This window comes from Actinobacillus vicugnae (assembly GCF_901687125.1).
GTDB classification, from domain to species: Bacteria; Pseudomonadota; Gammaproteobacteria; order Enterobacterales; family Pasteurellaceae; genus Actinobacillus; species Actinobacillus vicugnae.
Genome location: NZ_CABFJY010000007.1, coordinates 40,100 through 63,056 on the forward strand (window position 1 = coordinate 40,100; position 22,957 = coordinate 63,056).

Genomic DNA, 22,957 nt, shown 5'->3' on the forward strand with positions numbered 1-22,957 from the left:
GCTTATGAGTGTTTAACGTTTTCGGCTAGATACAACCAAGTTTCAATGACGGTATCTGGGTTGAGCGAGATGGTTTCAATACCTTGTTCAACCAACCATTGTGCAAAATCAGGGTGGTCGCTCGGGCCTTGTCCGCAAATGCCAACGTATTTTCCTTGCTTGCGACAAGCTTGGATCGCTAAGCTTAGCATTGCTTTTACCGCTTCATTTCGTTCATCAAAAGTCGCGGCAATAGCACCACCGCTATCACGATCGACTCCAAGCGTGAGCTGGGTCATATCGTTTGAACCAATTGAGAAACCATCAAAATAGGCTAAGAATTGTTCAGCTAATAGTGCATTGCTTGGTACTTCGCACATCATAATCAGACGTAAGCCATTTTTGCCTCGCTCTAAACCGTTCGCTTTTAAGGTTTCAATCACTTGGTGGGCTTCTTGCAAGGTACGCACAAACGGAATCATCACTTCTACATTGGTTAGCCCCATTTCATCTCGTACACGTTTAATCGCTTGGCATTCAAGGGCGAATGCTTGGCTGAATTCTGGCGAAACATAACGTGCTGCACCACGGAAGCCGATCATTGGGTTTTCCTCATGTGGTTCGTATAAATCACCACCGATAAGCCCAGCGTATTCATTAGATTTAAAATCAGACATTCGTACAATCGCTTTACGTGGATAAACCGAAGCGGCAAGCGTTGCTACCCCTTCAGCAATTTTATCGACATAGAATGCAATCGGCGACGCGTAACCGCTTATCCGTTCTTCGATTTCAGCTTGCAAGTCGCTATCTAAGCGGTCAAATTCAAGCAACGCTTGTGGATGCATTCCAATTTGGCGGTTGATAATAAATTCCATACGAGCTAAGCCAATTCCTTCACTTGGCAATTTTGCGAACGAGAACGCTAGCTCTGGATTGCCAACATTCATCATAATTTTTACAGGTGCTGTTGGCATATTATCAAGCGCAATTTCATCGCGTTGTACATCTAGTAGCCCTTGGTAAATCAAGCCTGTATCACCTTCGGCGCAAGAAACCGTAACTTTTTGCCCGCTTGTCAGTATTTCAGTCGCATTACCACAGCCTACCACCGCAGGAATGCCGAGTTCACGCGCAATAATTGCCGCATGACAAGTGCGCCCGCCACGGTTGGTGATAATTGCCGAAGCACGTTTCATCACAGGCTCCCAATCTGGATCGGTAATATCCGCTACTAACACATCGCCCGCTTGTACTTGATCCATTTCTGAGACATCTTTGACTAAGCGCACCGTACCTTGCCCAATTTTTTGTCCGATTGCTCTACCTTTAATCAGTACTTGGCGATCACCTGAAAGGGTATAGCGTTGTAACATATTGCCTTGTGCTTTTTCTTGCGATTTCACTGTTTCAGGGCGGGCTTGCAGAATGTAAAGCTTGCCGTCAACACCATCACGCCCCCATTCAATATCCATTGGCTGACCGTAATGTTGTTCAATAATTACGGCGTATTTTGCCAGCTCGGTGATTTCTGCATCAGTAATAGCAAATTGGCGACGTTCTGCAACAGGCACATCTACCACCTGTACTGATTTACCCGCTTGCGCTTGCTGGCTGAAAATCATTTTGATCTGTTTTGCACCTAATGTTTTGCGTAAGATAGCAAGGCGGTTTGCGTTAAGTGTCGGCTTATGTACATAGAATTCATCAGGGTTTACCGCACCTTGTACCACTGTTTCACCCAAACCGTATGAAGCGGTGATAAAGACCACATCTTCAAAACCACTTTCGGTATCAATGGAGAACATCACGCCTGCGGCACCACTGTCAGAGCGTACCATTCGTTGTACCCCTGCTGAAAGTGCTACTACATCGTGTGCAAAACCTTTGTGTACACGGTAAGAAATGGCACGATCATTATAGAGCGAAGCGAATACGTGTTTCATTGCTTCTTTTACATTTTCTAATCCATTGATATTTAAGAAAGTTTCTTGTTGTCCTGCAAACGAAGCGTCAGGTAAATCTTCCGCTGTTGCAGAAGAACGCACTGCGACTGAAATTTGATCAGAGCCTGCTTGCTCGACCATGGTTTGCCATGCTTGATTGATCTCCGTATCCAATTCCGCAGGAAACGGCGTATCTAAAATCCATTGTCGAATATTTTTCCCAACCTGCGCAAGCGCTACCACATCATCAACATCAAGTTGTGCCAGCGCATCCGAAATTCGTTTATTTAAATCATTATGCGCTAAAAATTTACGATATGCGCTCGCTGTGGTCGCGAAGCCATTTGGCACTCGCACGCCTTTTTCGGTGAGCTGGCTAATCATTTCACCTAATGAAGCATTTTTACCCCCGACGATTTCAACGTCAGTCATACGTAAATTTTCGAACCAGATAATGTTGTTGTTTGACATGGCAATTTCCCTTTAGAAAGTTATTTAATTGTTAATTTAAAGTGAACATAAAGTAAACTTAAAGTGAAGAATAGCACCATTCTAGGAAGCAAAAATTTAAAAGTCATCAGTTTTTTGGCGTAAAATAATAATTTATTTTTTTAATAAAATATCAATTGGAGGAGTAAAAAGAAGCGTGTTGATCTATAAAGGAAAATTATAATTTTAAAAATTCTCCATTTAATCGTTTGCAAAGAAGAAAAATAGCCATTTTTGAATATAAAATATACTTTTGTTGGTTTTTTGTTCTCTAACTTTTGAAAAGCTTTTACATTTTTTTTCAAGTGAAAAATATGGAGTAAAAATTCAAATGTGAAGAGTTTTCGATTACATTTTTTGACAAGGGCGGACACATCAGTCCGTCCCTACCGATCAAATTGGCATTGGGTTGTATCAGATCCCTTCTTTTGCAAAGAGAGGGGAGATTTGATGGCGATAGCGATTAGGTACAAGCGGTTAGATTTCCCGAAATTTTTGACCGCTTATAACATTGCTTTTAATGCTTCGGTAAGTTGTTGATAACGCTTATATTTGTGTTGATATGCCTCGAAAGTATCAGGATTTGGGTTGATTTTTTTCATTTCGGCATTCAGGGCTTGGACTTGGGCTATTTCTGCTCCTGTGCCTTGCATTGCCATCAGCGCTGCACCTAAACAGCCTGTTTCTTCCACCTGTGGGATTTCTAATTGCATTCCCGTCAGATCTGCAAGCATTTGTAACCAAATCGGCGATTTTGTCGGCCCACCTGTAACACGCAATACGTTAGCCTTCGGGAAACGTTGTTTCATTCGGTTTAAGTGGTGCATAAGGCTGAATAACACCCCTTCATAAATTGCTTGTAACAAATGTGCTTGGCTGTGGTGGGCTTGTAAGCCATAAAAACCTGCTTGCATACCTAAACCCGCATTTGAGCCGTATAAAAACGGCACAAATAGTACCGAGCTTGTGGCAGGGGCTAGGCTTGCTACTTGCTGATTGATTTGGGCGTAATCTAAATTCCACTGCTTTACAAACCACTCTAAATTGCCTGCGGAAGTTGGGCTTGCCTCGTGGACGATAAATTTGCCAGCATCCGCATAACGGCCATACACGAAAGGCAAGGTTTGGTTTGAATCAATCGTATCAGTAATGCCACTTACCACCGACCAAGTACCAAGCACTGCATTCAATTTACTTTCATCATCCAAATTAGCACAACGGGCGGTTGAGACCACATCAAATAGCCCCCCGACCACTGGCGTACCTTTTGCTAATCCTGTGAGTTTAGCGGCGACTTCGGTAACATAACCTGCGATTTGATTTGGCTGAATTACAGGCGGTAATTTTTCCAAAATATCGGGCAAACCGAGTAAATCCGCCAGTGTCTGATCGTATTGGCCCGTCGCCATATTGTAGAGATTACTCTCAGAAATATTCGTTTCTTCCGCAAATAATTTGCCCGTCAGGCAAAAGCGCAAATAGTCGTGCGACATCAACACTGAACTCATTTGTGCATAACGCTCAGGTTCATTTTGTTGTAGCCATTTTAAGATCGAAACAGGATGCCCAGTCCACAATGTTTGGCGGGTAATCGGATAAAGCTTTTCAGGAATACCATTCGCTTGCCATTGCTTCACAATCGAAAGCGAACGTTGATCAGAAGATAAAATCGCACGCCCAAGTGGCTGATTTTGTTTATCAAGTAAAAATGCGCCCTTACCCTGTGCAGAAATCCCCACTCCTTTGATAGCGGTCGAATGTATACCACTTTTCGCAATTGTCTGGCGTACTACCTCAGCGCACACTTGCCAAAGCTCTGACATATCTCGCTCGGCATAGCCTGCCTGCTCACTAATCACCGCCACATTTTCACGATGAATGCCATGCAGTTCGCCTGTTTGATCAAAGAGTGCGGCTTTAACAAAAGTACCGCCACAGTCTATGCCTAGGTAGTAGTTCATTTTTTGCTCCAATAATTCAAAATTCCTCGGTAGGATGGAGTTTAACCCATCCTACGTTCTACATTTGTAAATAAATTCATCTTTAGGGTCGGACGAATATGCTCGATCATGCTGTCTCAATACATTTACGGGCACATTGATCTGGATTCTTCAACAGCTCATAATTGCAAAATTTTCTGCAAATCTGACCGCTTGTGGTTAGTTTGCTAATGCATCAATTTGATTGATTAGGCTGTCGCCGTTTTTCTCAATAAATGCTTTACGAGTTTCAGCTTCCACCGCTGCTTTAAATGGGGCTGTGTCGAGGGTTTCGACAAATTCAACGCCCGCTTTTTTCATTTTTTCGATAATACCTTGTTCATTATCTAAATTAAGTTGGCGTTGATATTTACCTGCCTCAATCGCAGCTTCACGAATCGCAGTTTGTTGTTCTGCGCTTAATGCATAAAATTTAGCTTTGTTCATCACTACAATCAGCGGAGTGTAGCCATGGTTAGTCGGACTGAAATATTTTTGTACTTCGTAGAGTTTTGCCGACCAAACAATGCCAATCGGATGTTCTTGCGCATCTACCGCTTTAGTTTCTAATGCGGTATAAAGCTCAGAAAGTGGCATTGGCACTGGGTTCGCACCTAAAATGGAGAACGCTTTGATATACATTGGGTTTTGGTTGGTGCGCACTTTCAAGCCTTTAATATCGTCGGGCTTGGTAACAGGATGTTTAGAATTGGTAAAACCACGGAAACCCACTTCCCAAAATGCTAAGCCTTTTAAACTGTGCGCTTCAAGTTGATCTAGCAGTTTTTGTCCAATTTCGCCATCAAGCACTTGGTAAGCGTGTGTTCGATCTTTAAAGATAAACGGAATATCAATCACGTTCAGTTCTGAGGCAAGCCCTGTAAAATTAGATGAACTCGACATTGCCAAATCAATTGTACCACCCCGCACACCACTAATTGCGGTTTGAGCGTTGCCAAGAGTACTGTCAGGGAAGAGGCTCAGGTTCAGCGCTTTGTTTGATTTTTCTTGCAAGAGCTCATTAAATTTTTTAGCAGCAATATGCTGGCTGTCGGAACGCGGTGCTTCGTAGCCAAAGCGGAAAGTCGTTTGTGCCTGAGTTGTGGCGGTGAATAATGAAAAACTGGCGATCAATATCGCAAGCGTTTTAAGAGTTAAACATTTCATAAAGTTCTCCTAATTTTTTACCTAGTGCAAACGTGCTGGTGCTGGTTACGTTACACCCTCGCTCCTTGTAAGAGAAAGGAAGCGGTCAAATTTGCAAAATTGCTTGCAAATCCAACCGCTTGTTGATTACTGCGCTAACGCATCTACTTTTTCGACTAATTCTTTGCCGTGTTTTTCGATAAAGTTTTTGCGAACTTCCGCTTCAATGACTGCTTTAAACGGTGCGTTGTCCACTTGTTCGATTACTTCTACGCCCGCTTTACGAAGTTTTTCGATAATCTCTTTTTCATTTTTTACATTGAGATCACGTTGGAATTGCCCCGCTTCTTTTGCTGCTTCTAATATGGCTGTTTGTAATGCTGGGCTTAAGCTATCAAATTTCGCTTTGTTCATCACTACGATTAACGGTGTATAGCCATGGTTAGTTAAGCTTAAATGTTTTTGTACTTCGTAAAGTTTTGCCGACCAGAAAATCCCGATTGGGTGTTCTTGCGCATCCACTGCTCGGGTTTCAAGTGCGGTATAGAGTTCTGACAGTGGCATAGGCACTGGGTTAGCACCCAATAAGCTAAATGCTTTGATATACATTGGATTTTGGTTGGTACGTACTTTCAAACCTTTGATATCTTCAGGCTTGTTTACTGCATGTTTGGAATTAGAGAATGCACGGAAGCCAACGTCCCAGAACGCCAAGCCTTTTAAGCCTTGTTTTTCAAGGTCGGCAAGCAAGCCTTGCCCAATTTCGCCATCGAGTACTTTGTAAACGTGTTCACGATCTTTGAAGATAAATGGAATATCGATTACGTTTAATTTTGGTTCTAAGCCTGTGAAGTTTGGTGAACCAGACATCTCAATATCAATCGTACCGCCACGCACACCGCTGATCATCGTTTGTGCGTTACCGAGCGTGCTATCCGGGAATAATTTAAGTTTAATTTCCCCTTTGGTTTTATCTTTTAATAAGTCATTAAATTTTTTCGCTGCCACGTGTTGGCTGTCTGAACGAGGTGCTTCATAACCAAAACGAAGTGAGATTTCTGCACTTGCTACGCCTGAAAATGCCACTGCACTCGCCACAAAAGTCGATAAAGTTTTGAGATTAAAAAATTTCATAGGATTCTCCTAAGTAGGTTGGGAATTTGTTTTCTAGTTCCCCTCTTTAGTGAAGAGGGACGTTATGATTTACTGCATCCAGCTTAACGGTACTAAAATTAAATCTGGCACGAATACGAACAGTAGTAATAAGCTAATCATCATAAATAGATACGGCATAATGCCTTTTGCAGCTTGGTCAAACGGCAATCTTGATACACCCGTAATTACATTTAACACATTGCCCACAGGTGGGGTAATTAAGCCGATTGAAGTGTTAAGAATAAATAGCACGCCGAAGTAAACAGGGTCGATACCAGCTTCTTCTACCAATGGCATTAACACAGGGGTTAAGATTAAAACTGTTGGGGTTAGGTCCATTACCATTCCGATCACAAACACCGCGAACATAATTACGATCAATAGCGTCGTTGGGCTGCTGATGAGTGGCTCAAGTAATTCAGTCAGCATGGTTGGTAACTCCGCCACAGTAATTAACCAGCCTGTTACGTTTGCTGCCGCCACTAAGAACATTACCACTGCAGTCGTTTTTGCTGCAGCTAGAATCACTTTGTAGAGATCTTTGAATTTCATTTCACGGTAAACAAACAGTGATACCACTAATGCATAGAAGGTTGCCACCGCCCCTGCTTCAGTTGGGGTGAACATGCCTGAACGGAAACCGCCAATAATGATCACAGGTAGCATTAACGCCCAAACACTGTTTTTGAACGAAATGCAAAGTTCTTCTTTGGTTGCTTTTGAGAAGGTCATTAAATCAAGGCGCTTTGCCTGCCACCACCAAAGTGTGGCTAAACAGATCCCCATCATAATGCCAGGGAAAATCCCTGCTAAGAATAACTTGGTAATGGATACGCCACTTGCCACGCCGAACACAATAAACGGAATACTTGGCGGGATAATTGGCGCAATAATACCCGCTGTACCAATTAAACCTGCAGATTTATCAATTGGGTAGCCAGTGGTTTTCATCATCGGTAACAACATCGCTGCCACCGCTGCCGTATCGGCAACAGCAGAGCCAGAAAGGCTAGCCATAATCATTGCTGCAAGAATCGCCACAAAGCCTAAGCCACCACGTTTATGACCGACCAATTTCATCGGTAAATCAATAATACGTTTAGAAAGCCCGCCTTCATTCATAATTTCGCCTGCAAGAATAAAGAACGGAATCGCCATTAGCGAGAAACTGTCCGCACCACTGACAATTTGTTGGGCAAGAATTTGCGCATCGAATAAATCAAGATGAAGCATTAACGCCACGCCACAAATCAGTAACGCAAACGCTACGGGCACACCGAGAATAATTGCGCCGAGTAATACAGAAAGGAAAATTACGACAGTCATTGGATTTCTCCTTTAACTAAAGCGGTCAGATTTGCGCCGATTCTTGCAATAATTAAAATGCCGATAAGCGCGCCAGCTACTGTGCTTGCAAGGAAGGTAATCCCTTGTGGTAAGCCTGAAATTGGTGCGAGGTTGGCGAGGTTAAGTTGGAATTGAATCCAGCTACCATCGACAATTAAATAGCAACAAAATAACATAGCGGCATCGGTGAAGAGTTTAAGAATATGACGACCGATAGGCGAGAGTTTATCCGTTAAAACAGTGACGCTAACGTGTTGATTCTCGCTAAAAGCGAGTATTGCGCCTAAAAACGCCAGCCAAACAAACATATAGCGAGACACTTCTTCGGTTACGCTGATACTGCTATTAAAGCCGTAGCGCAACACCACATTCAGGAAAACCAAAATCGACATTGCCGAGAGAATAAGCACAACAACAGCTTCAATCGCTTTTCCAACATATTGGGCTAGAGTTTTCATTGTTCACCTCAAATTTCACTCATTGCAATTTTTACCACCACTTTGCGAATAGTTGGTGTACCGTGAAAAATCGCTGTTCGATGGCAGTCTTCAGGGAGGAATACGGCAAAATTGCCTGCCTCACAGGTAAAAATTTGCTCATTTTCGACCGCTTGATAGTACTGAATATCTCGTTCAGGCAGATAGGCTGTGTGAACAGGGTAATGACCGTTATCTACGGCAAATGCCATTTTCTCTTTACCTTGGTGAAGGTATTGCACATCTAAGTAATTGTGATGTACTTCGGGTTGAAAGGCTGAAATGTCTTTAGTTTCCAAATCCAACACTTGGACGTAAATCTTTTTCCCTTTTAACTCGTAAACGCCCGCTTGCATTGCATCAAAATCTGTGCTCTTTAAATACTCCAATGCAAACGCAATTGCGGGTGGATACTGTTTGGGGTTGTAGTTTGAAATGTGTCCGAAAAACATCGTTTGTTCCTCGTAAAATTTTTGAAAAATTTGACCGCTTGTAAATCGTTACGTAGGGACATGTTGCTTCGTATCCGATTAGGATGCTAAGCGTGGCGTCCCTACAATGGCTTTACAACGATTTCAGCTTCGCCCAAACGGTGTCATCAACTGGAATACCGTTAGCTTTGTTGTCGGCAAGAATTTGAGTAAATTCGTGACCTGGTAAACGAACTGCAACCTCTGGATCAGCACGCTCCGCAGTGCGAACGTAATCCATAATGCGATTGAGTTTTTCATCTTTAGTTTTACCATCGATTAAGCGATCTACTTCAATTGCGATAAACACTTGTGAAACGCAGTATTCATCATCTTTGTCTTCGGTTACTGCTACAGTAGATTCACCGTTAGAAAGAAGGGTGGCGATCATATCTAACACGATAGATAAACCTGAACCTTTCCAGAATCCCATTGGCATTAAACGGCGGTTTTTCTCAACGGTTGCAGGATCACGTGTTGGATTACCGTCATCATCAAAACCTGCATCGACAAAGGTTTGGCGACCTTGTAAGCGGTGTACTTCAAGCATTCCGTAGGAATACATTGAGCAAGACATATCCACCATAGTGATGGGGTTAGTTGGCACCGCAATAATTAGTGGGTTTGTCCCCACACGGCATTCTTTCGCCCCCCAAGGTGGCATTACCGCTAGCGCATTTGTCCAGCAAATACCGATATAGCCTTTTTCTGCTGCTTGCCAGCCGTACGAGCCACCTCGCATCCAGTGATTTGCATTGCGCAATGCCACTACCCCAATACCATTTTGTGAAGCAAGTTCCATGGCTCTGTCCATCATTTTTTTCGCAGTGAGATTACCAATGGCTTGATGAGCATCCCATTGCTCAATCGCCCCCAATGAAAGTACTTTAGTTGGTACAGCTTCTGGTACAATATCGCCATTTTCTAGCTGCTGAATAAAACGCGGAAAGCGATTTACTCCATGTGAATAAGCTCCCGCTTGAGTAGTATCCGCAAATACGGTTGCACACTCTTCGGCAATTTCTTCACGTACGTTACGCGCTAATAAAACACGCTTAAATTCAGCTTTTAGATCTTGATAAGAAACTCTCATTGGACACCTCTCGTTGCTAGCGTTTCAAATAGTAAAATGATGTTTCATAAGTTACGCTTCACGACGGAGGATGTCAATCAAACCATAAAAATAAAAGTGTTTTACAATCAATAGGTTATAAAGTTTTTTGTCAATTTGTGACAGAGATCTCACTTTAAAAAGTGTATTTTTTAGGCTAAATTAGCTAGTACGCAAACGTTTTCTATATAAAGGAGAATGTATGAAAAAGATTTATATTACACATGGCTATACTGCCAATCCCACACGAAATTGGTTTCCGTGGCTTCAAAATGAATTGGCAAAGCTGGGGATTGCATCGGAATGTTTAGCTATGCCAGATCCTCATCACCCTACCCCGCAAGATTGGCTAGCGCACCATCAAAAAGCACTAAAATTGGACGAAAATACGATTTTTGTAGGGCATAGTTTGGGGTGTATTGCGTTACTTAATTATTTAGCGGTTACGCAACAAACAGTGAATACAGCGATTTTTGTTTCTGGTTTTTATGAAAAATTGCCGACTTTACCAGAACTTGATCCATTTGCAGATTTTTACTCAAATCAGACCGCTTGTTTACCACGTAAGTCTTATGTGATTTCTGCGTTAGATGATGAAATTGTGCCGCATTTATTTAGTGAGAGCTTTGCACAATATTTGCAGGCAGATTATATTCGTTTGAATGAAGGCGGGCATTTTATTGATCGAAATGGGGTAACCGAATTACCGATCTTACTGATGCTATTAAAGCAAATTTTAGCTGAATAGAAAGGTAAAATGGCACAAGCAGAAACTTGTGCCACAGCATTGCCAATTATTGGCTAACAGAGAAAATTTTATGATTTAGGGCATTATCTTTAAGCACAAATTGCACCGCATTTGCCAATGCTTTACGGCTCATATAAGTTGTGGGCAATTCTGTCGTATTTTCAGCTAAACGGAAAGTATTGCCTTCGCTCGTGTTTAGCCCGCATGGACGAAGAATGGTCCAATTCAGTGCTGTTTTACGCAATAAATTTTCTGCTTGCGTTTTTTCTTGTAATGCTTCACCTAGTACTTGTTTTACTGGCTCTGGCAAAAACGTCCACTGTTCACCACACCCCATACTGGTAATAAAAATAAAGCGAGCTTCGGGAGCGTGTTTCTCTAATGCTCGAATAAGATTGATATTACCCTGCGCATCACTACGCACACCGTCTTTCTTGCCACCAATATAACTGATCACCACTTGTGGTGAGTATTGCTGAATCACCGCCTCACAAGCTGCTAATGACATCACGTCCGCCACTGCGGTTGGGCGTGTAGCAAAAAACGGATCTTCTGATGGCTGGCGTAATACTGAAATCATCGGTTGATCAGTCACTTCAAGTAACGCACGTCCCGCTAAACCATTGGCTCCGAATAGTAAAATCATTATTCACCCTTCACTAATTGGCGCATAAAATCAATTTGGTTTTGACGTAAGTTGCGTGCTTCATCACGTCCAACAAAGATTTTAAACATTGCACCACCTTGCTGGTTAATAAAGTTAAGTGATACGGTTTGTTTGCCCATAAATGGACGTTCAAGTAAGTAAATTGCCGCACAGTTTTCATAACGTAAATGACCGTGTACGCCACCTTCATGGCCGTGATCGAAATTGTAAAAACCTCTACCAATTTGACCGCTTGGTAACTTACCTGTCACTTCAACGACGGCATCTGGTGTATGGACGATAAAGGTTACCGCATCCTCTAAAGTTGCTAATGCTTGCATAATTTCAACAAAGCGTGCACCGTCGGTTTTGGTTACCATTTCGGTAGGTAAACAACTAATCACTTCTTCAAGGCTACATTGTTTCATACCTGCTACCATTTCTAAAATTTGTCCTGGGTTTTCCGCAAGTGATTGACGTAATTCAGCTAATTGTTGTTCACTTAATTTAACCATATTGTTCTCCTTTTGATCTTCTGTTGGTAAGGTGAGCATTAATTTTCGGATCAAAATTGGTGACCAATAGCGACCACTAATATTTAGTCGGGCTATGCCATCTTGATCAATGTTTAGTAGCGATAATTGCTGCCATTGCATCAGCAATTTCATTGCTTTTGGGTTGTTTTTGAATAATGTAATATCCAAATAACCTAATTCTAAATCGTGTTGAACCACGCCAAGTAATGGCTTGTTTGGGCCATGTTTACTTAAAAAAGATAACGCTTTTTGATCAGCTGGCGTATCTAAATAGGTTTGTAGCGTGGAATGTACTTGGAAGCTATAGCCGCCAAAATTGCCACCCGCACCAGAACCAAATGCCAAACATGGCATATTGGATTTTACTAAGCTGTTATAGCGATTGCGTTCGCCTCGATTTGGGAAGGCAAAGTGATTGTTACTCACTTGATTCCAGCCAGCGTGGAGTAAATTTTCTACCGCATACGCATAATGTTGCGCTTGCACTTCAAAACTAGCTGGCGCTGGCAAAGCGCCGTGTTCGATCATTTTATTGATTGGTAAAAACGGATAATTATTAAATGCGTAAATATCTAAACCAGATAACGGCAAACTGCTTGCAACTTTAATATCATTCGCCCAAATTTCATCGGTTTGATTCGGCAAGCCAAAAATTAAATCAGCAACGATTACCGCATCTAATTCACATAGCGCTTTGAGATATTCATAAGCTTCTTCACCGCTGTGTTTGCGTCCTAAACGTTTACGAATTTTAGAATTAAAGGTTTGAATCCCGATTGAAATACGGTTCACGCCCGCTTCTACACAAGCGTGTGCTTTTTCAATATCAAAATGGCTAATACGCCCTTCAAGGGTAAATTCGCAATCATCCGCCAGTGGTAAATATTGGTAGCAAGCTTTGATTAAGCGCACCAAATCTTCGGTATCAAGTGCGGTAGGCGTACCGCCACCAAAATAAACCGCTTGGATTTTACCGTTGCCTTGACGAATACTCGCTTCATAAGCCAGTTCGTCAATTAATTTATCGGTATAAATTTTGCTGTAGTTTTGTTTCCACGCATTGCGATAAAACCCGCAGAAAATACAGTGGCTAGCACAAAAAGGAATATGGAAATAAGCTAAACCATCTTCTTTAAGTGCGTGAATGACAGCCTGTCTCCACAAATGCTGCCATTCTGGTTGTGGCACTGACTCACCGCCCCAAATTGGCATTAGTGCCTGACGTTCAGGAAATGCTTTGGGTGCGGCTTGAGTTGCTTGCCAAGCTGTTGTTGTAATCATAATCACTCTCTCAATCTGTCACAGAATAAGGGAGGATTTATACCGAATTTAATTGTGAATGATATTGATTTTTATCAATTTTTGTCAAGTTAATGAAAGTTACTCGCATAAAAAAAGCAGAGATAAACTCTGCTTTTGGACAGACTAATTAGAAAGGATTAGCCTTTTAAGCCTTCTGTAATACGCACAGCATCCACACCTGCATTTGCTTCGACACGTTGCATAAACGGTGAAAGTTGTTCAAGGTGTGAGAAATCTAACCCTAAAATGCGGCACCAATTTAACATGATATAAAGATACACATCTGCCACTGAAATATTCTCACCAAAGAAAATATGGCTTTCTAAATGTTCGTTTGCCACGGCTAATTGATCTAATAGCTGTTCTGCAGCTTGTTGGCGAATCACTTTCGTCAGCTCCTCATTACCTTCTGCATAGCTCGGTAGGCGGAACAATGGCGTAAATGACTTATGTACATCACTATTGAAAAACGCTAACCAGCGAGAAGCTCTTGCTTTATCACACAATGTTTTGCTACCGAATAATTTAGCTTCTGGGTACTTCTCATCTAAATAATGCAAAATCGCTTGGTTTTGTGAAAGCACCAAATCGCCATCCACTAATAATGGCACTGCACCACGAGGGTTTAATGCTAAAAATTCTGCTGATTTGATAAATTCACGGCTTACTAATTCTGCTTGATATTCTGCGCCAGTCCATTCTAATGCCACGTGTGGTACAAACGAACAAGCACCTTTTAAACCATAAAGTTTCATTACTTTCTCCATTAATATTTGCGGTTAAGGCAATAATTTTTCTAAACGCCATAAATCGGCAAAACTTGCACGTGCTTTAATTAGATGTGCTTGGTTGCCGTCCACCATAATTTCGACCGCTTGTGGGCGGGAATTGTAAGTCGAAGACATTGTCGCACCATAAGCCCCCGCTGAGCGCATTGCAATTAAATCACCTTGCGCAATCGCTAATTCTCTGCCTTTGCCTAGAAAGTCTGAGGTCTCACAAATTGGGCCTACCACATCATAAATCGCTTTTTCACGGGTAAGCGACTGATCTACTTCGATAATTTGCATATAGGCTTCATATAGCGCAGGGCGGATCATATCGTTCATACCTGTGTCCACAATCGCAAAATTACGATCTTCATTTGCTTTCAGGTATTCTACTTTTGTGACTAAGATTCCTGCATTGGCGGTGATCGCACGACCTGGCTCTAAAATTATCTCAAGATCTGGATAATCGCTTAATTTTGCTAATAACGCTTGTGCATATTCAGTTGGGTGTGGTGGCTGCTCACCGTTGTATGTCACACCTAAACCACCGCCTAAATCTAAATGATGAAGCTCAATACCGTCTTCTTTAAGCTGTTCCATTAATACGATTAAACGATCAGTTGCGTCTAAAAACGGTTGTAATTCAGTTAATTGTGAGCCGATATGACAATCCATACCTGTGATTTTTACGTTCGGTAAACTTTTTGCTAAGCCATAGACCTCACGTGCTTGAGTGACGCTCACACCAAATTTATTTTCTTTTAAACCTGTTGAAATATAAGGGTGAGTGTGTGCATCTACGTCTGGGTTTACGCGCAATGAAATAGGCGCAATTTTGCCTAATTGACCTGCGACTTCATTAATGCGATGTAATTCCGCAATTGACTCAATATTAAAGCAACGAATGCCAACTTCTAGCGCACGCTGGATCTCGGTGTGTGATTTTGCTACGCCTGAAAAGACGATTTTGCTCGCTTCACCGCCCGCGGCAAGCACACGTTCTAGCTCACCTTGAGAAACAATATCAAACCCCGAGCCAAGACGAGCCATCACATTTAATAATGCAATATTTGAATTTGATTTTACTGCAAAGCAGATAAGGTGTGGGTGTGTGCCGAACGCTTTATCAAAAGCGTGCCAGTGGCGCTCAAGTGTTGCACGAGAGTAGATATAAGCAGGTGTACCGTACTGATTAATAATGTCTGAAACAGAAACATCTTCTGCGAAAAGTTGTTGATTTTTATAGTCGAAATGATTCATTTAGTTATCCGTTGTGTTTGAAAATCACATTCGCAAAATATTTGCAAAAAAGCACTCAAATTTGACCGCTTGCAATACTTATTTTGCTTTATTGTGGCGAAAGCTTATTTTGATTGTTGTTGAGCAGGCGCTTGCTCAGGGAAATAAAGTGGGCCTTTCACGCCACAAGCGGTTAAGCCTAATGCTGCAATAAATGCCACCAAAAATAATTTTTTCATCATAAATCCTTGCGAGTAAATACAGTCTGCTGATTCTAAAACAAATCGCTGTCCTGAAAAAGCAAAAAAGCCATTTCTCCGCTTTTTAGAGAAATGACTTTTGCAAAATATTAGGTAAATTTGACCTCTTGTGGTGGCTTTATTAGGTTAATGCCGCTTCTGCTGTGACATAAGGAAGCCCGAAAGCATCACTCACGCCTTTGAAAGTACAATTGCCGTTATAAGTATTTAAGCCTTGTAGCAATGCGCTGTTATTTAAACACGCTTGACGTACCCCATATTGCGCAATCAACAGACCATATTCAAGGGTAGAATCGGTTAGGCCAAGTGTGGCAGTGCGAGCAACGCAACCTGGCATATTTGCCACACAGTAATGAATAATGCCATCTATTTCATAGATTGGGTCATTGTGTGTGGTTGCTTTTGACGTTTCAAAACAGCCGCCTTGGTCTATCGCCACATCCACCAACACTGCACCTTTTTTCATCAGTTTAAGATCTGCACGACGTAATAAATGTGGCGCTTTAGCACCAGGAATGAGTACTGCACCAATCACAACATCTGCTTGCGATAAGAGATTGAGAAGATTGCCTCTTGAGCTGGTGAGCGTTGTGATTTGCATACCAAACATTTGGTCAATATAAGCTAAACGAGTGGCATTAATATCTAAGATGGTTACATCTGCACCAATCCCCATTGCAATTTGTGCGGCATTTAACCCTACTACACCTGCGCCTAAAATCACCACTTTGGCTTTTGGTGTACCCGCAGTACCGCTTAATAACGTGCCTGTGCCACCAAAGGTTTTTTGGCTAAATTTTGCTGCTTCTAATACGGACAAACGCCCTGCAATCGCACTCATTGGCGCTAAGCAAGGTAAACCTGCTGGTGTTTTAATGGTTTCATAGGCAATGGATTGAATCTTTTTAGCTAATAACATTTCGGTGAGCGGTTTATCTGCCGCTAAATGTAGATAGGTATAGAGGATTTGATTTTCACGGAAGTAGTGGTATTCACTTTCAATCGGCTCTTTCACTTTTATAATCATCTCACTGTTAGCAAACAGTGTCGCTTTATCCGTTAGCGTAGCACCAGCCATCTGATAAGCTTCATCACTAAAGCCAATTTCTGCACCTGCACCATATTCAATATACACCGTATGACCCGCCTCTACATAAGATTGGACATTAGCAGGTGTTAAGCCAACACGATATTCTTGGACTTTCACTTCTTTTGGGCAACCAATAATCATAATGTTCTCCTTAAACACAAGGTTTTGCTCGACAACATCCAAAGTGCAATTTTAACAAAATTATAACTTTGTTGATTATTATGCAATCTCTACGCAAAAATTTATGTGAAGCCTCTCACAGTTTTACAAAATTTTGCTTTTTTGCACGGACATTCACACCAAGGATTCAGACTTGCAAAATGGCATGCAAATTTAACCGCTTGTTAGCGTTCGGATGAGGAGAATGCCTAAGAGCGTGCAAATAATTCCACCAAGTAAGTGAAGGCTAATGATGCTTAGTGCTTGCCAATATTTATCAGCGAGTAGCTTTTCGCTTACTTCTAAAGAAAAACTCGAAAAAGTGGTAAAACTGCCTAAAAAGCCCGTGATAAATAATAATTTCTGGCTATCATTCAAGTTTAGCCCAACAGCGACACCAATTAACAAGCAGCCGATCCAATTTGCTAGCAAAGTGCCGAAAGCGAATTGGCTTAACCAACCATTAAACCATACGCCCAATTGCCAGCGAGAAATAGCACCGAGTACCGCTCCTATCGTAATCAATAATAGCTTCATCACTACACCAAAAATAAATGTGGAATCAGATTCATCACCACCACGGTCGCAACCGAAAGTAGCAAACGTGAAGCACCAAAAATAAAGCCCCGATTTGTGCCATTATCAAATTTCACCAATAAATTCGCCATTGCTGTTAACGCATACACTTCAATCACGGTAAAAATCACCAAGTACAAATAAGCAGAAAACAGCGAAATATAATGGAGTGTGATGAACCATGGCACAATAATGCCAACTGCTAGTAGTGGTGCAACCCAAATAGTTTGCTTTGTGGTTAAATTAATTTTGCGTGAGAAATAGCTTTGTAATGAAACCGTCATTAAGCCATTTACAAACAGCGCAATTGGGCTATGTTCTGGCGCAGCTAATTTGTTATCAAACAAAAACGGGAAAATCACAAAAAATGAAGTAGCAATTGACAGCGGAATAAACAACATCAAATGCACAAATAAAAATTCTTTAGTGATAATTTCTCGAATCTGCCCAAAGCGGAATTTCACCAAGGTTTGTAGTGTTTGAATTTGATAAAACGGCTTCACCATTAATGCAAATAACACCGCTTCCATTGCAAAACAAACCCAAATCAACAACGCAATTTGATCAAATTTAATAAATGGAATGACTAACAACGGCGCAAACATCGATGACATACTGGTGACTTTCAAATACTTGCCTTGTAAGCGTGTTTTCTCCGCATATTCCTCACCCGCAAGCGCCAATAAACAGGCTTTCGCATTGGTACCGAACAAACAGCTTCCCAACCCAAAGCAGGTTGTTGCCAGCAATAACAGCCAATAACTTTCTGCCGAAAGAAAGAAAATATACGCCAATACATCTAACAAACAGCCAAGCAACATCATTTTAGCTAAGCCGTAGCGATCGCCCCAAATGCCCGCCAGAATAGCCAGTGCTTGATTACAGAAAAAGAGTAACGAAAGTGAAAAAGCAATTTCGCCATTGCTTAATCCTTTTTTCTGAAGATAAATAAAAAAGACCGTCTGCATTGAAAAAAATGCAAGAGTGGAAAAAAAGCGTCGAGTCAGTAAAAGTTTTTGTAGGTTCATAAGTTGGTAAATTTGTAAAAATCAGCCGAGATCTTACCGCTTTTAGGCGGTATATTCGATATAATTCAACAAATTTTCCTGTTCTCTTAACTTATGACTAAAAATCTCTATCTTGGCGTAATGTCTGGCACAAGTCTTGACGGTGTCGATCTTTGCCTAATGGATTTTGCAAAAAATCCACCAAAATTAACCGCTTGTGGCTTTATCCCCATGCCTGAAGAGTTGCGTAGATCGTTATCCGCATTGCTAAAAAGTGGCGAAACTTCATTGCAAAACCTCGGGGAAATTGATCATCGCTTGGGCTTACTTTATGCAGAAGGTATCAATCAATTTTTAGCTGAAAATCAGCTAACCGCACAGGATATTCAAGCGATTGGTTGCCACGGGCAAACTGTATGGCATTCACCCAACAGCCGTTTTCCGTTTACGATGCAAATTGGCGATATGAATTTGGTTGCAGCTAAAACGGGGATTACCACTGTGGCGGATTTTCGTCGTAAAGATATGGCGGTTGGCGGGCAAGGCGCACCACTTGTACCTGCTTTTCATGAAGGTATTTTTGCTTCAGCAGAACGCTTAACTGTAGTGCTAAATATTGGCGGTATCTCGAATATTTCTGTGTTAGCACCAAATCAACCGACGATTGGTTATGATGTAAGTGTTGGTAATGCTTTGATGGATTCTTGGATCGAACTGCACCAAGCAAAACGCTACGATAAAAACGCTGAATGGGCAAAAACAGGCACGTTAATACCCGAATTATTGGCGTGTTTGTTAGATGAAACATTTTTCCAATTGCCTGCACCGAAAAGTACGGGGCGAGAATTATTTAATCTCACATGGCTGGCAGAAAAAGCGAAGCATTTGAATGCTTATCGCCCTCAAGACGTACAGCGTACACTGGCCGAATTTACCGCACAAAGTGTCGTAAATGAACTAAATACGCTTAAAAGTGAAAAGCAGTGCTTATTACTTGTTTGTGGTGGTGGCGCACGTAACCCATTGTTAATGCAACGTTTTTGTGAATTATTGCCGAGCTGGACGGTTGCCACTACCAGCGAGTATGGGCTAGATATAGATTATGTAGAAGCAGCGGCTTTTGCATGGCTTGCCTATCAACGTATACATAACTTACCGAGCAATTTACCTCGTGTGACAGGTGCAAATCAATCGGTAAGTTTAGGAGTGATTTATCCCAAATAACGCTTTTTTGAGTGATACATATCTTATGGTTTCATGAGTGAAGGAAATAAAATGTCAGAGAAAAACCTATTAATAAATGTGCTGTCGCAAATGATTACCGAACAACGCAATCCCAATTCGAGTAATATCGATCAACTATCGGCGCTTGAACTAGTTCAAGTGATTAATAATGAAGATAAAAAAGTGCCATTAGCAGTGGAAAAATGCTTGCCACAAATTGCACAAGCGGTCGAAAAAATCGTACAAGCGTTCCAAAAAGATGGGCGATTAGTCTACGTAGGCGCAGGCACAAGTGGACGTTTGGGCGTGCTAGATGCTTCTGAATGCCCTCCAACTTATGGTGTTGCGCCTGAAATGGTGGTTGGCATTATTGCGGGAGGAGAACGTGCATTACGCCACCCAATTGAAGGTGCGGAAGATAATCGAGAGCAAGGTAAAGCCGATTTACAAGCGGTCAATTTTAATCAAAAAGATGTGTTGGTGGGCATTGCTGCAAGCGGACGTACTCCTTATGTGATCGGTGCGTTGGACTATGCCAAATCGCTTGGCGCAACCACCGTTTCTATTGCTAGCAACCCAGCATCTGCTATGGCAAAAATTGCTGATATTGCGATTGATACTGTTGTTGGCGCAGAGGTGCTTACAGGTTCAAGCCGAATGAAATCGGGTACTGCACAAAAACTGGTGCTCAATATGCTCACCACGGCTTCAATGGTGATGATCGGCAAATGTTACTCAAATTTAATGGTCGATGTGCAAGCCAGCAATGAAAAACTCAAAGCCCGTGCAGTTAAAATCGTGATGGAAGCCTGTGAATGTGATAAAACTACTGCCGAAGATGCGTTAAAAATCGCTGAAAATAATGTAAAATTAGCGATTATGATGATCCTAAGTGGCTCCGATAAAACCACTGCCGAACAATTACTTACAACACACCAAGGAAAGCTTCGTCAAGCGTTAGCACGCTCAATATAAGCAATGTCTTCGGGTTGCATCATTAGACGAGGGGAGATTTGATCGCGATATTGATTAGATATAAGCAATAAGTGGTCAAATCCCTCTGAAATTTTGCAAAAAATCTGAGAAAGTTGACCGCTTATCAGGTGTTAGAATCAGGCTTAACGCTTACCACCAAACATTCCGCCTAAGCCAGCGAGGCCGCCTAAACCGCCTCCGCCCATTAAGCCTTTCATGCCTCGCATCATTTTCGCCATACCGCCTTTGCGCATTTTTTTCATCATTCGTTGCATTTCATCGAATTGTTTCAGCAATTTATTTACATCCTGCACTTGAGTGCCAGAACCTAACGCAATACGACGACGGCGTGAGCCTTTGATAATTTCTGGGTTTGCACGTTCTTTTAGTGTCATGGAATTGATGATCGCTTCCATTTTGACAAACATTTTGTCGTCCACCTGATTTTTTACATGGTCTGGTAAATTTTTCGCACCAGGTAATTTATCAAGCATTGACATCATGCCTCCCATTTTCTTCATTTCGATCAACTGTTCACGGAAATCCTCAAGGGTGAAATCGTCCCCTTTTTTGAATTTCTGAGCCATTTTTTCCGCTTTTTCTTGATCGACAGAACGTTGTAAATCTTCAATTAATGAGAGAACATCGCCCATCCCTAGAATACGAGAAGCAACACGATCTGGATGGAATGGCTCAAGTGCATCGGTCTTTTCGCCAACACCGAGGAATTTAATCGGCTTGCCTGTAATTTGGCGGATAGATAACGCGGCACCACCACGTGCATCGCCATCTACTTTAGTTAGAATCACACCCGTCAGCGGTAGCGCTTCGTTGAAGGCTTTTGCTGTATTGGCTGCGTCTTGACCTGTCATCGCATCTACGGTGAACAGGGTTTCGATTGGATTTAAAACGCTGTGAATTTGCTGGATTTCTTGCATCATCTCGCCGTCTACATGCAAACGACCCGCTGTATCGACAATCAAGACATCAAAGAAATTTAATTTGGCGTGCTTAAGTGCAAGTTCCGCAATTTCAACAGGCTTTTGGCTGGTATCAGTTGGGAAAAAATCCACTTTGAGCGCTTCAGCTAAAGTTTGAAGCTGTTTAATCGCAGCAGGGCGGTATACGTCCGCTGAAACAACTAAGACTTTCTTTTTATGGCGTTCTTTAAGGAATTTAGCTAGCTTGCCGACCGAGGTGGTTTTACCAGCACCTTGTAAACCAGTCATTAAAATTACCGCTGGCGGTTGAGTGGCAAGGTTTAGCTCTTCATTCGCTTCACCCATCGCTTTCTCAAGCTCACCTTGTACGATTTTAAGAAATTCTTGACCTGGCGTTAGGCTTTTATTTACTTCTTCACCAATTGCACGCTCTTTTACTTTATTGATAAATTCACGTACTACAGGTAATGCTACATCGGCTTCTAATAACGCCATACGCACTTCGCGTAGCGTATCTTTAATATTATCTTCAGTTAAACGACCTTTACCCGTAATGTTGCGTAGGGTTTTCGATAGTCTGTCAGATAGGTTTTCAAACATAATTTTCTCTTTGCAAAATTTTTCTAAAATTCGACCGCTTGTCTTTTGAAACTAAATAAGAACAAGCGAAAAATTGTTTTTATTATACAAAAAATCCACCTTTATAACAGGATAAAAGGTGGATTTTTAGGTATAAAAAATGCGACATCACTCGTATTAAAAGTGATGTCGCAAAATTGACGATATTCGAGGAATCATTTTTTATTGTTTCACTAATGATACTCTTTCTGACGAGATTTTGCGAAGAGAAATTTCAAGTTTTTTTAAAAAATTGGAGAGAGATCACAAAATTTCGGCAATAGTGTCAAAATGAGTGTAAATGAAAGTGATAGGAGATAAAAGGCAAAACCCTGACAGTTGATTAACTATCAGGGCTTTAGAATATGGCTCCTCCTGCGGGACTCGAACCTGCGACATATGGATTAACAGTCCACCGTTCTACCGACTGAACTAAGGAGGAATAGATGGTGCCTCGAGGCGGAATCGAACCACCGACACGGGGATTTTCAATCCCCTGCTCTACCGACTGAGCTATCGAGGCATCGCATTGATTGCGAATGATTTATTATGCAACTATTTGAGTTTATCGTCAAGTTAGCAAACCAACTTTTTCTGGTTAAGCTCAAGATTGCTCATAAATTTAAGCCCTAATGAAAATCATCAGGGCTTTAGAATATGGCTCCTCCTGCGGGACTCGAACCTGCGACATATGGATTAACAGTCCACCGTTCTACCGACTGAACTAAGGAGGAATAGATGGTGCCTCGAGGCGGAATCGAACCACCG

20 protein-coding genes and 3 tRNA genes are annotated in these 22,957 nt (G+C 41.8%); 3 read left to right on the forward strand and 20 right to left on the reverse strand.

Annotation, left to right across the window (positions count from 1 at the left end; all coding sequences use genetic code 11):
- Window positions 1–2: 2 nt before the first annotated feature.
- The 8 genes from ppsA to yiaK form a co-directional block, all read right to left on the reverse strand.
- On the reverse strand, window positions 3–2,396 hold the full coding sequence (gene ppsA / locus F8M47_RS02295) for a phosphoenolpyruvate synthase (RefSeq protein WP_150538607.1): 2,394 nt from the start codon (window positions 2,394–2,396) through the stop codon (window positions 3–5).
- Window positions 2,397–2,917: 521 nt separating this feature from the next.
- Entirely contained in the window at window positions 2,918–4,375 is a 1,458-nt protein-coding gene (locus F8M47_RS02300) for an FGGY-family carbohydrate kinase (RefSeq protein WP_150538608.1), read from the reverse strand.
- Between the two features lie 198 nt (window positions 4,376–4,573).
- Complete coding sequence (locus F8M47_RS02305) at window positions 4,574–5,560, reverse strand: TRAP transporter substrate-binding protein (protein WP_150538609.1); 987 nt, start codon at window positions 5,558–5,560, stop codon at window positions 4,574–4,576.
- A 126-nt stretch (window positions 5,561–5,686) separates the two neighbouring features.
- Entirely contained in the window at window positions 5,687–6,673 is a 987-nt protein-coding gene (locus F8M47_RS02310; RefSeq protein WP_150538610.1) for a TRAP transporter substrate-binding protein, read from the reverse strand.
- 69 nt (window positions 6,674–6,742) lie between these two features.
- On the reverse strand, window positions 6,743–8,020 hold the full coding sequence (locus tag F8M47_RS02315) for a TRAP transporter large permease subunit (protein ID WP_150538611.1): 1,278 nt from the start codon (window positions 8,018–8,020) through the stop codon (window positions 6,743–6,745).
- Entirely contained in the window at window positions 8,017–8,499 is a 483-nt protein-coding gene (locus F8M47_RS02320) for a TRAP transporter small permease (RefSeq protein ID WP_150538612.1), read from the reverse strand. The genes F8M47_RS02315 and F8M47_RS02320 overlap by 4 nt, the downstream gene beginning before the upstream one ends.
- Before the next feature lie 8 nt (window positions 8,500–8,507).
- Complete coding sequence (locus tag F8M47_RS02325) at window positions 8,508–8,969, reverse strand: NanQ anomerase/TabA/YiaL family protein (RefSeq protein WP_150538613.1); 462 nt, start codon at window positions 8,967–8,969, stop codon at window positions 8,508–8,510.
- Between the two features lie 112 nt (window positions 8,970–9,081).
- Window positions 9,082–10,080: a 3-dehydro-L-gulonate 2-dehydrogenase gene (gene yiaK / locus F8M47_RS02330; RefSeq protein WP_150538614.1), complete on the reverse strand. Its 999-nt coding sequence runs from the start codon at window positions 10,078–10,080 to the stop codon at window positions 9,082–9,084.
- A 220-nt stretch (window positions 10,081–10,300) separates the two neighbouring features.
- Between yiaK and F8M47_RS02335 the strand changes: the two genes are divergently transcribed.
- The gene (locus tag F8M47_RS02335) at window positions 10,301–10,846 is read left to right on the forward strand and encodes an RBBP9/YdeN family alpha/beta hydrolase (RefSeq protein ID WP_150538615.1); all 546 of its coding nucleotides are present in this window, start codon (window positions 10,301–10,303) and stop codon (window positions 10,844–10,846) included.
- A 46-nt stretch (window positions 10,847–10,892) separates the two neighbouring features.
- Here the strand turns inward: F8M47_RS02335 and F8M47_RS02340 are convergent, their stop codons facing one another.
- The 8 genes from F8M47_RS02340 to F8M47_RS02375 form a co-directional block, all read right to left on the reverse strand.
- Window positions 10,893–11,492 carry an NAD(P)-dependent oxidoreductase gene (locus tag F8M47_RS02340; protein ID WP_150538616.1) on the reverse strand — a complete coding sequence of 200 codons (600 nt, stop codon included), beginning with the start codon at window positions 11,490–11,492 and terminating at the stop codon, window positions 10,893–10,895.
- Window positions 11,492–13,309 (reverse strand): heme anaerobic degradation radical SAM methyltransferase ChuW/HutW, encoded by a 1,818-nt coding sequence (gene hutW, locus F8M47_RS02345; RefSeq protein ID WP_150538617.1) that lies wholly within the window; start codon window positions 13,307–13,309, stop codon window positions 11,492–11,494. Before hutW ends, F8M47_RS02340 begins: the two co-directional genes overlap by 1 nt.
- Window positions 13,310–13,467: 158 nt before the next feature.
- Window positions 13,468–14,085: a glutathione S-transferase family protein gene (locus F8M47_RS02350; protein ID WP_150538618.1), complete on the reverse strand. Its 618-nt coding sequence runs from the start codon at window positions 14,083–14,085 to the stop codon at window positions 13,468–13,470.
- A 24-nt stretch (window positions 14,086–14,109) separates the two neighbouring features.
- Window positions 14,110–15,360 carry a diaminopimelate decarboxylase gene (lysA, locus tag F8M47_RS02355; RefSeq protein ID WP_150538619.1) on the reverse strand — a complete coding sequence of 417 codons (1,251 nt, stop codon included), beginning with the start codon at window positions 15,358–15,360 and terminating at the stop codon, window positions 14,110–14,112.
- A gap of 104 nt (window positions 15,361–15,464) precedes the next feature.
- The gene (gene lptM / locus F8M47_RS02360) at window positions 15,465–15,578 is read right to left on the reverse strand and encodes an LPS translocon maturation chaperone LptM (protein ID WP_208790022.1); all 114 of its coding nucleotides are present in this window, start codon (window positions 15,576–15,578) and stop codon (window positions 15,465–15,467) included.
- Window positions 15,579–15,720: 142 nt separating this feature from the next.
- Window positions 15,721–16,830 (reverse strand): alanine dehydrogenase, encoded by a 1,110-nt coding sequence (ald, locus tag F8M47_RS02365; RefSeq protein WP_150538621.1) that lies wholly within the window; start codon window positions 16,828–16,830, stop codon window positions 15,721–15,723.
- A 192-nt stretch (window positions 16,831–17,022) separates the two neighbouring features.
- Complete coding sequence (locus F8M47_RS02370) at window positions 17,023–17,385, reverse strand: fluoride efflux transporter FluC (protein WP_150538622.1); 363 nt, start codon at window positions 17,383–17,385, stop codon at window positions 17,023–17,025.
- A gap of 2 nt (window positions 17,386–17,387) precedes the next feature.
- Complete coding sequence (locus tag F8M47_RS02375; protein ID WP_150538623.1) at window positions 17,388–18,452, reverse strand: MFS transporter; 1,065 nt, start codon at window positions 18,450–18,452, stop codon at window positions 17,388–17,390.
- A 93-nt stretch (window positions 18,453–18,545) separates the two neighbouring features.
- On the opposite strand from F8M47_RS02375, the gene F8M47_RS02380 reads away from it, so the two are divergent.
- Together F8M47_RS02380 and murQ are read left to right on the forward strand one after the other, a co-directional pair.
- Window positions 18,546–19,655 (forward strand): anhydro-N-acetylmuramic acid kinase, encoded by a 1,110-nt coding sequence (locus tag F8M47_RS02380; protein ID WP_150538624.1) that lies wholly within the window; start codon window positions 18,546–18,548, stop codon window positions 19,653–19,655.
- Window positions 19,656–19,706: 51 nt separating this feature from the next.
- Window positions 19,707–20,630, forward strand: a complete 924-nt coding sequence (murQ, locus tag F8M47_RS02385) for an N-acetylmuramic acid 6-phosphate etherase (RefSeq protein WP_150538625.1) — start codon at window positions 19,707–19,709, stop codon at window positions 20,628–20,630.
- A 143-nt stretch (window positions 20,631–20,773) separates the two neighbouring features.
- Here murQ and ffh read toward each other — a convergent pair whose 3' ends face one another.
- The 4 genes from ffh to F8M47_RS02405 all read right to left on the reverse strand — a co-directional run bounded on the left by ffh (window position 20,774) and on the right by F8M47_RS02405 (window position 22,923).
- Window positions 20,774–22,171: a signal recognition particle protein gene (gene ffh, locus F8M47_RS02390; protein WP_150538626.1), complete on the reverse strand. Its 1,398-nt coding sequence runs from the start codon at window positions 22,169–22,171 to the stop codon at window positions 20,774–20,776.
- Window positions 22,172–22,555: 384 nt separating this feature from the next.
- Window positions 22,556–22,631: transfer RNA gene (locus F8M47_RS02395), tRNA-Asn, on the reverse strand.
- 5 nt (window positions 22,632–22,636) lie between these two features.
- Window positions 22,637–22,712, reverse strand: a tRNA-Phe gene (locus F8M47_RS02400).
- Between the two features lie 135 nt (window positions 22,713–22,847).
- Window positions 22,848–22,923 (reverse strand) — tRNA-Asn (locus F8M47_RS02405).
- Between the last annotated feature and the right edge of the window lie 34 nt (window positions 22,924–22,957).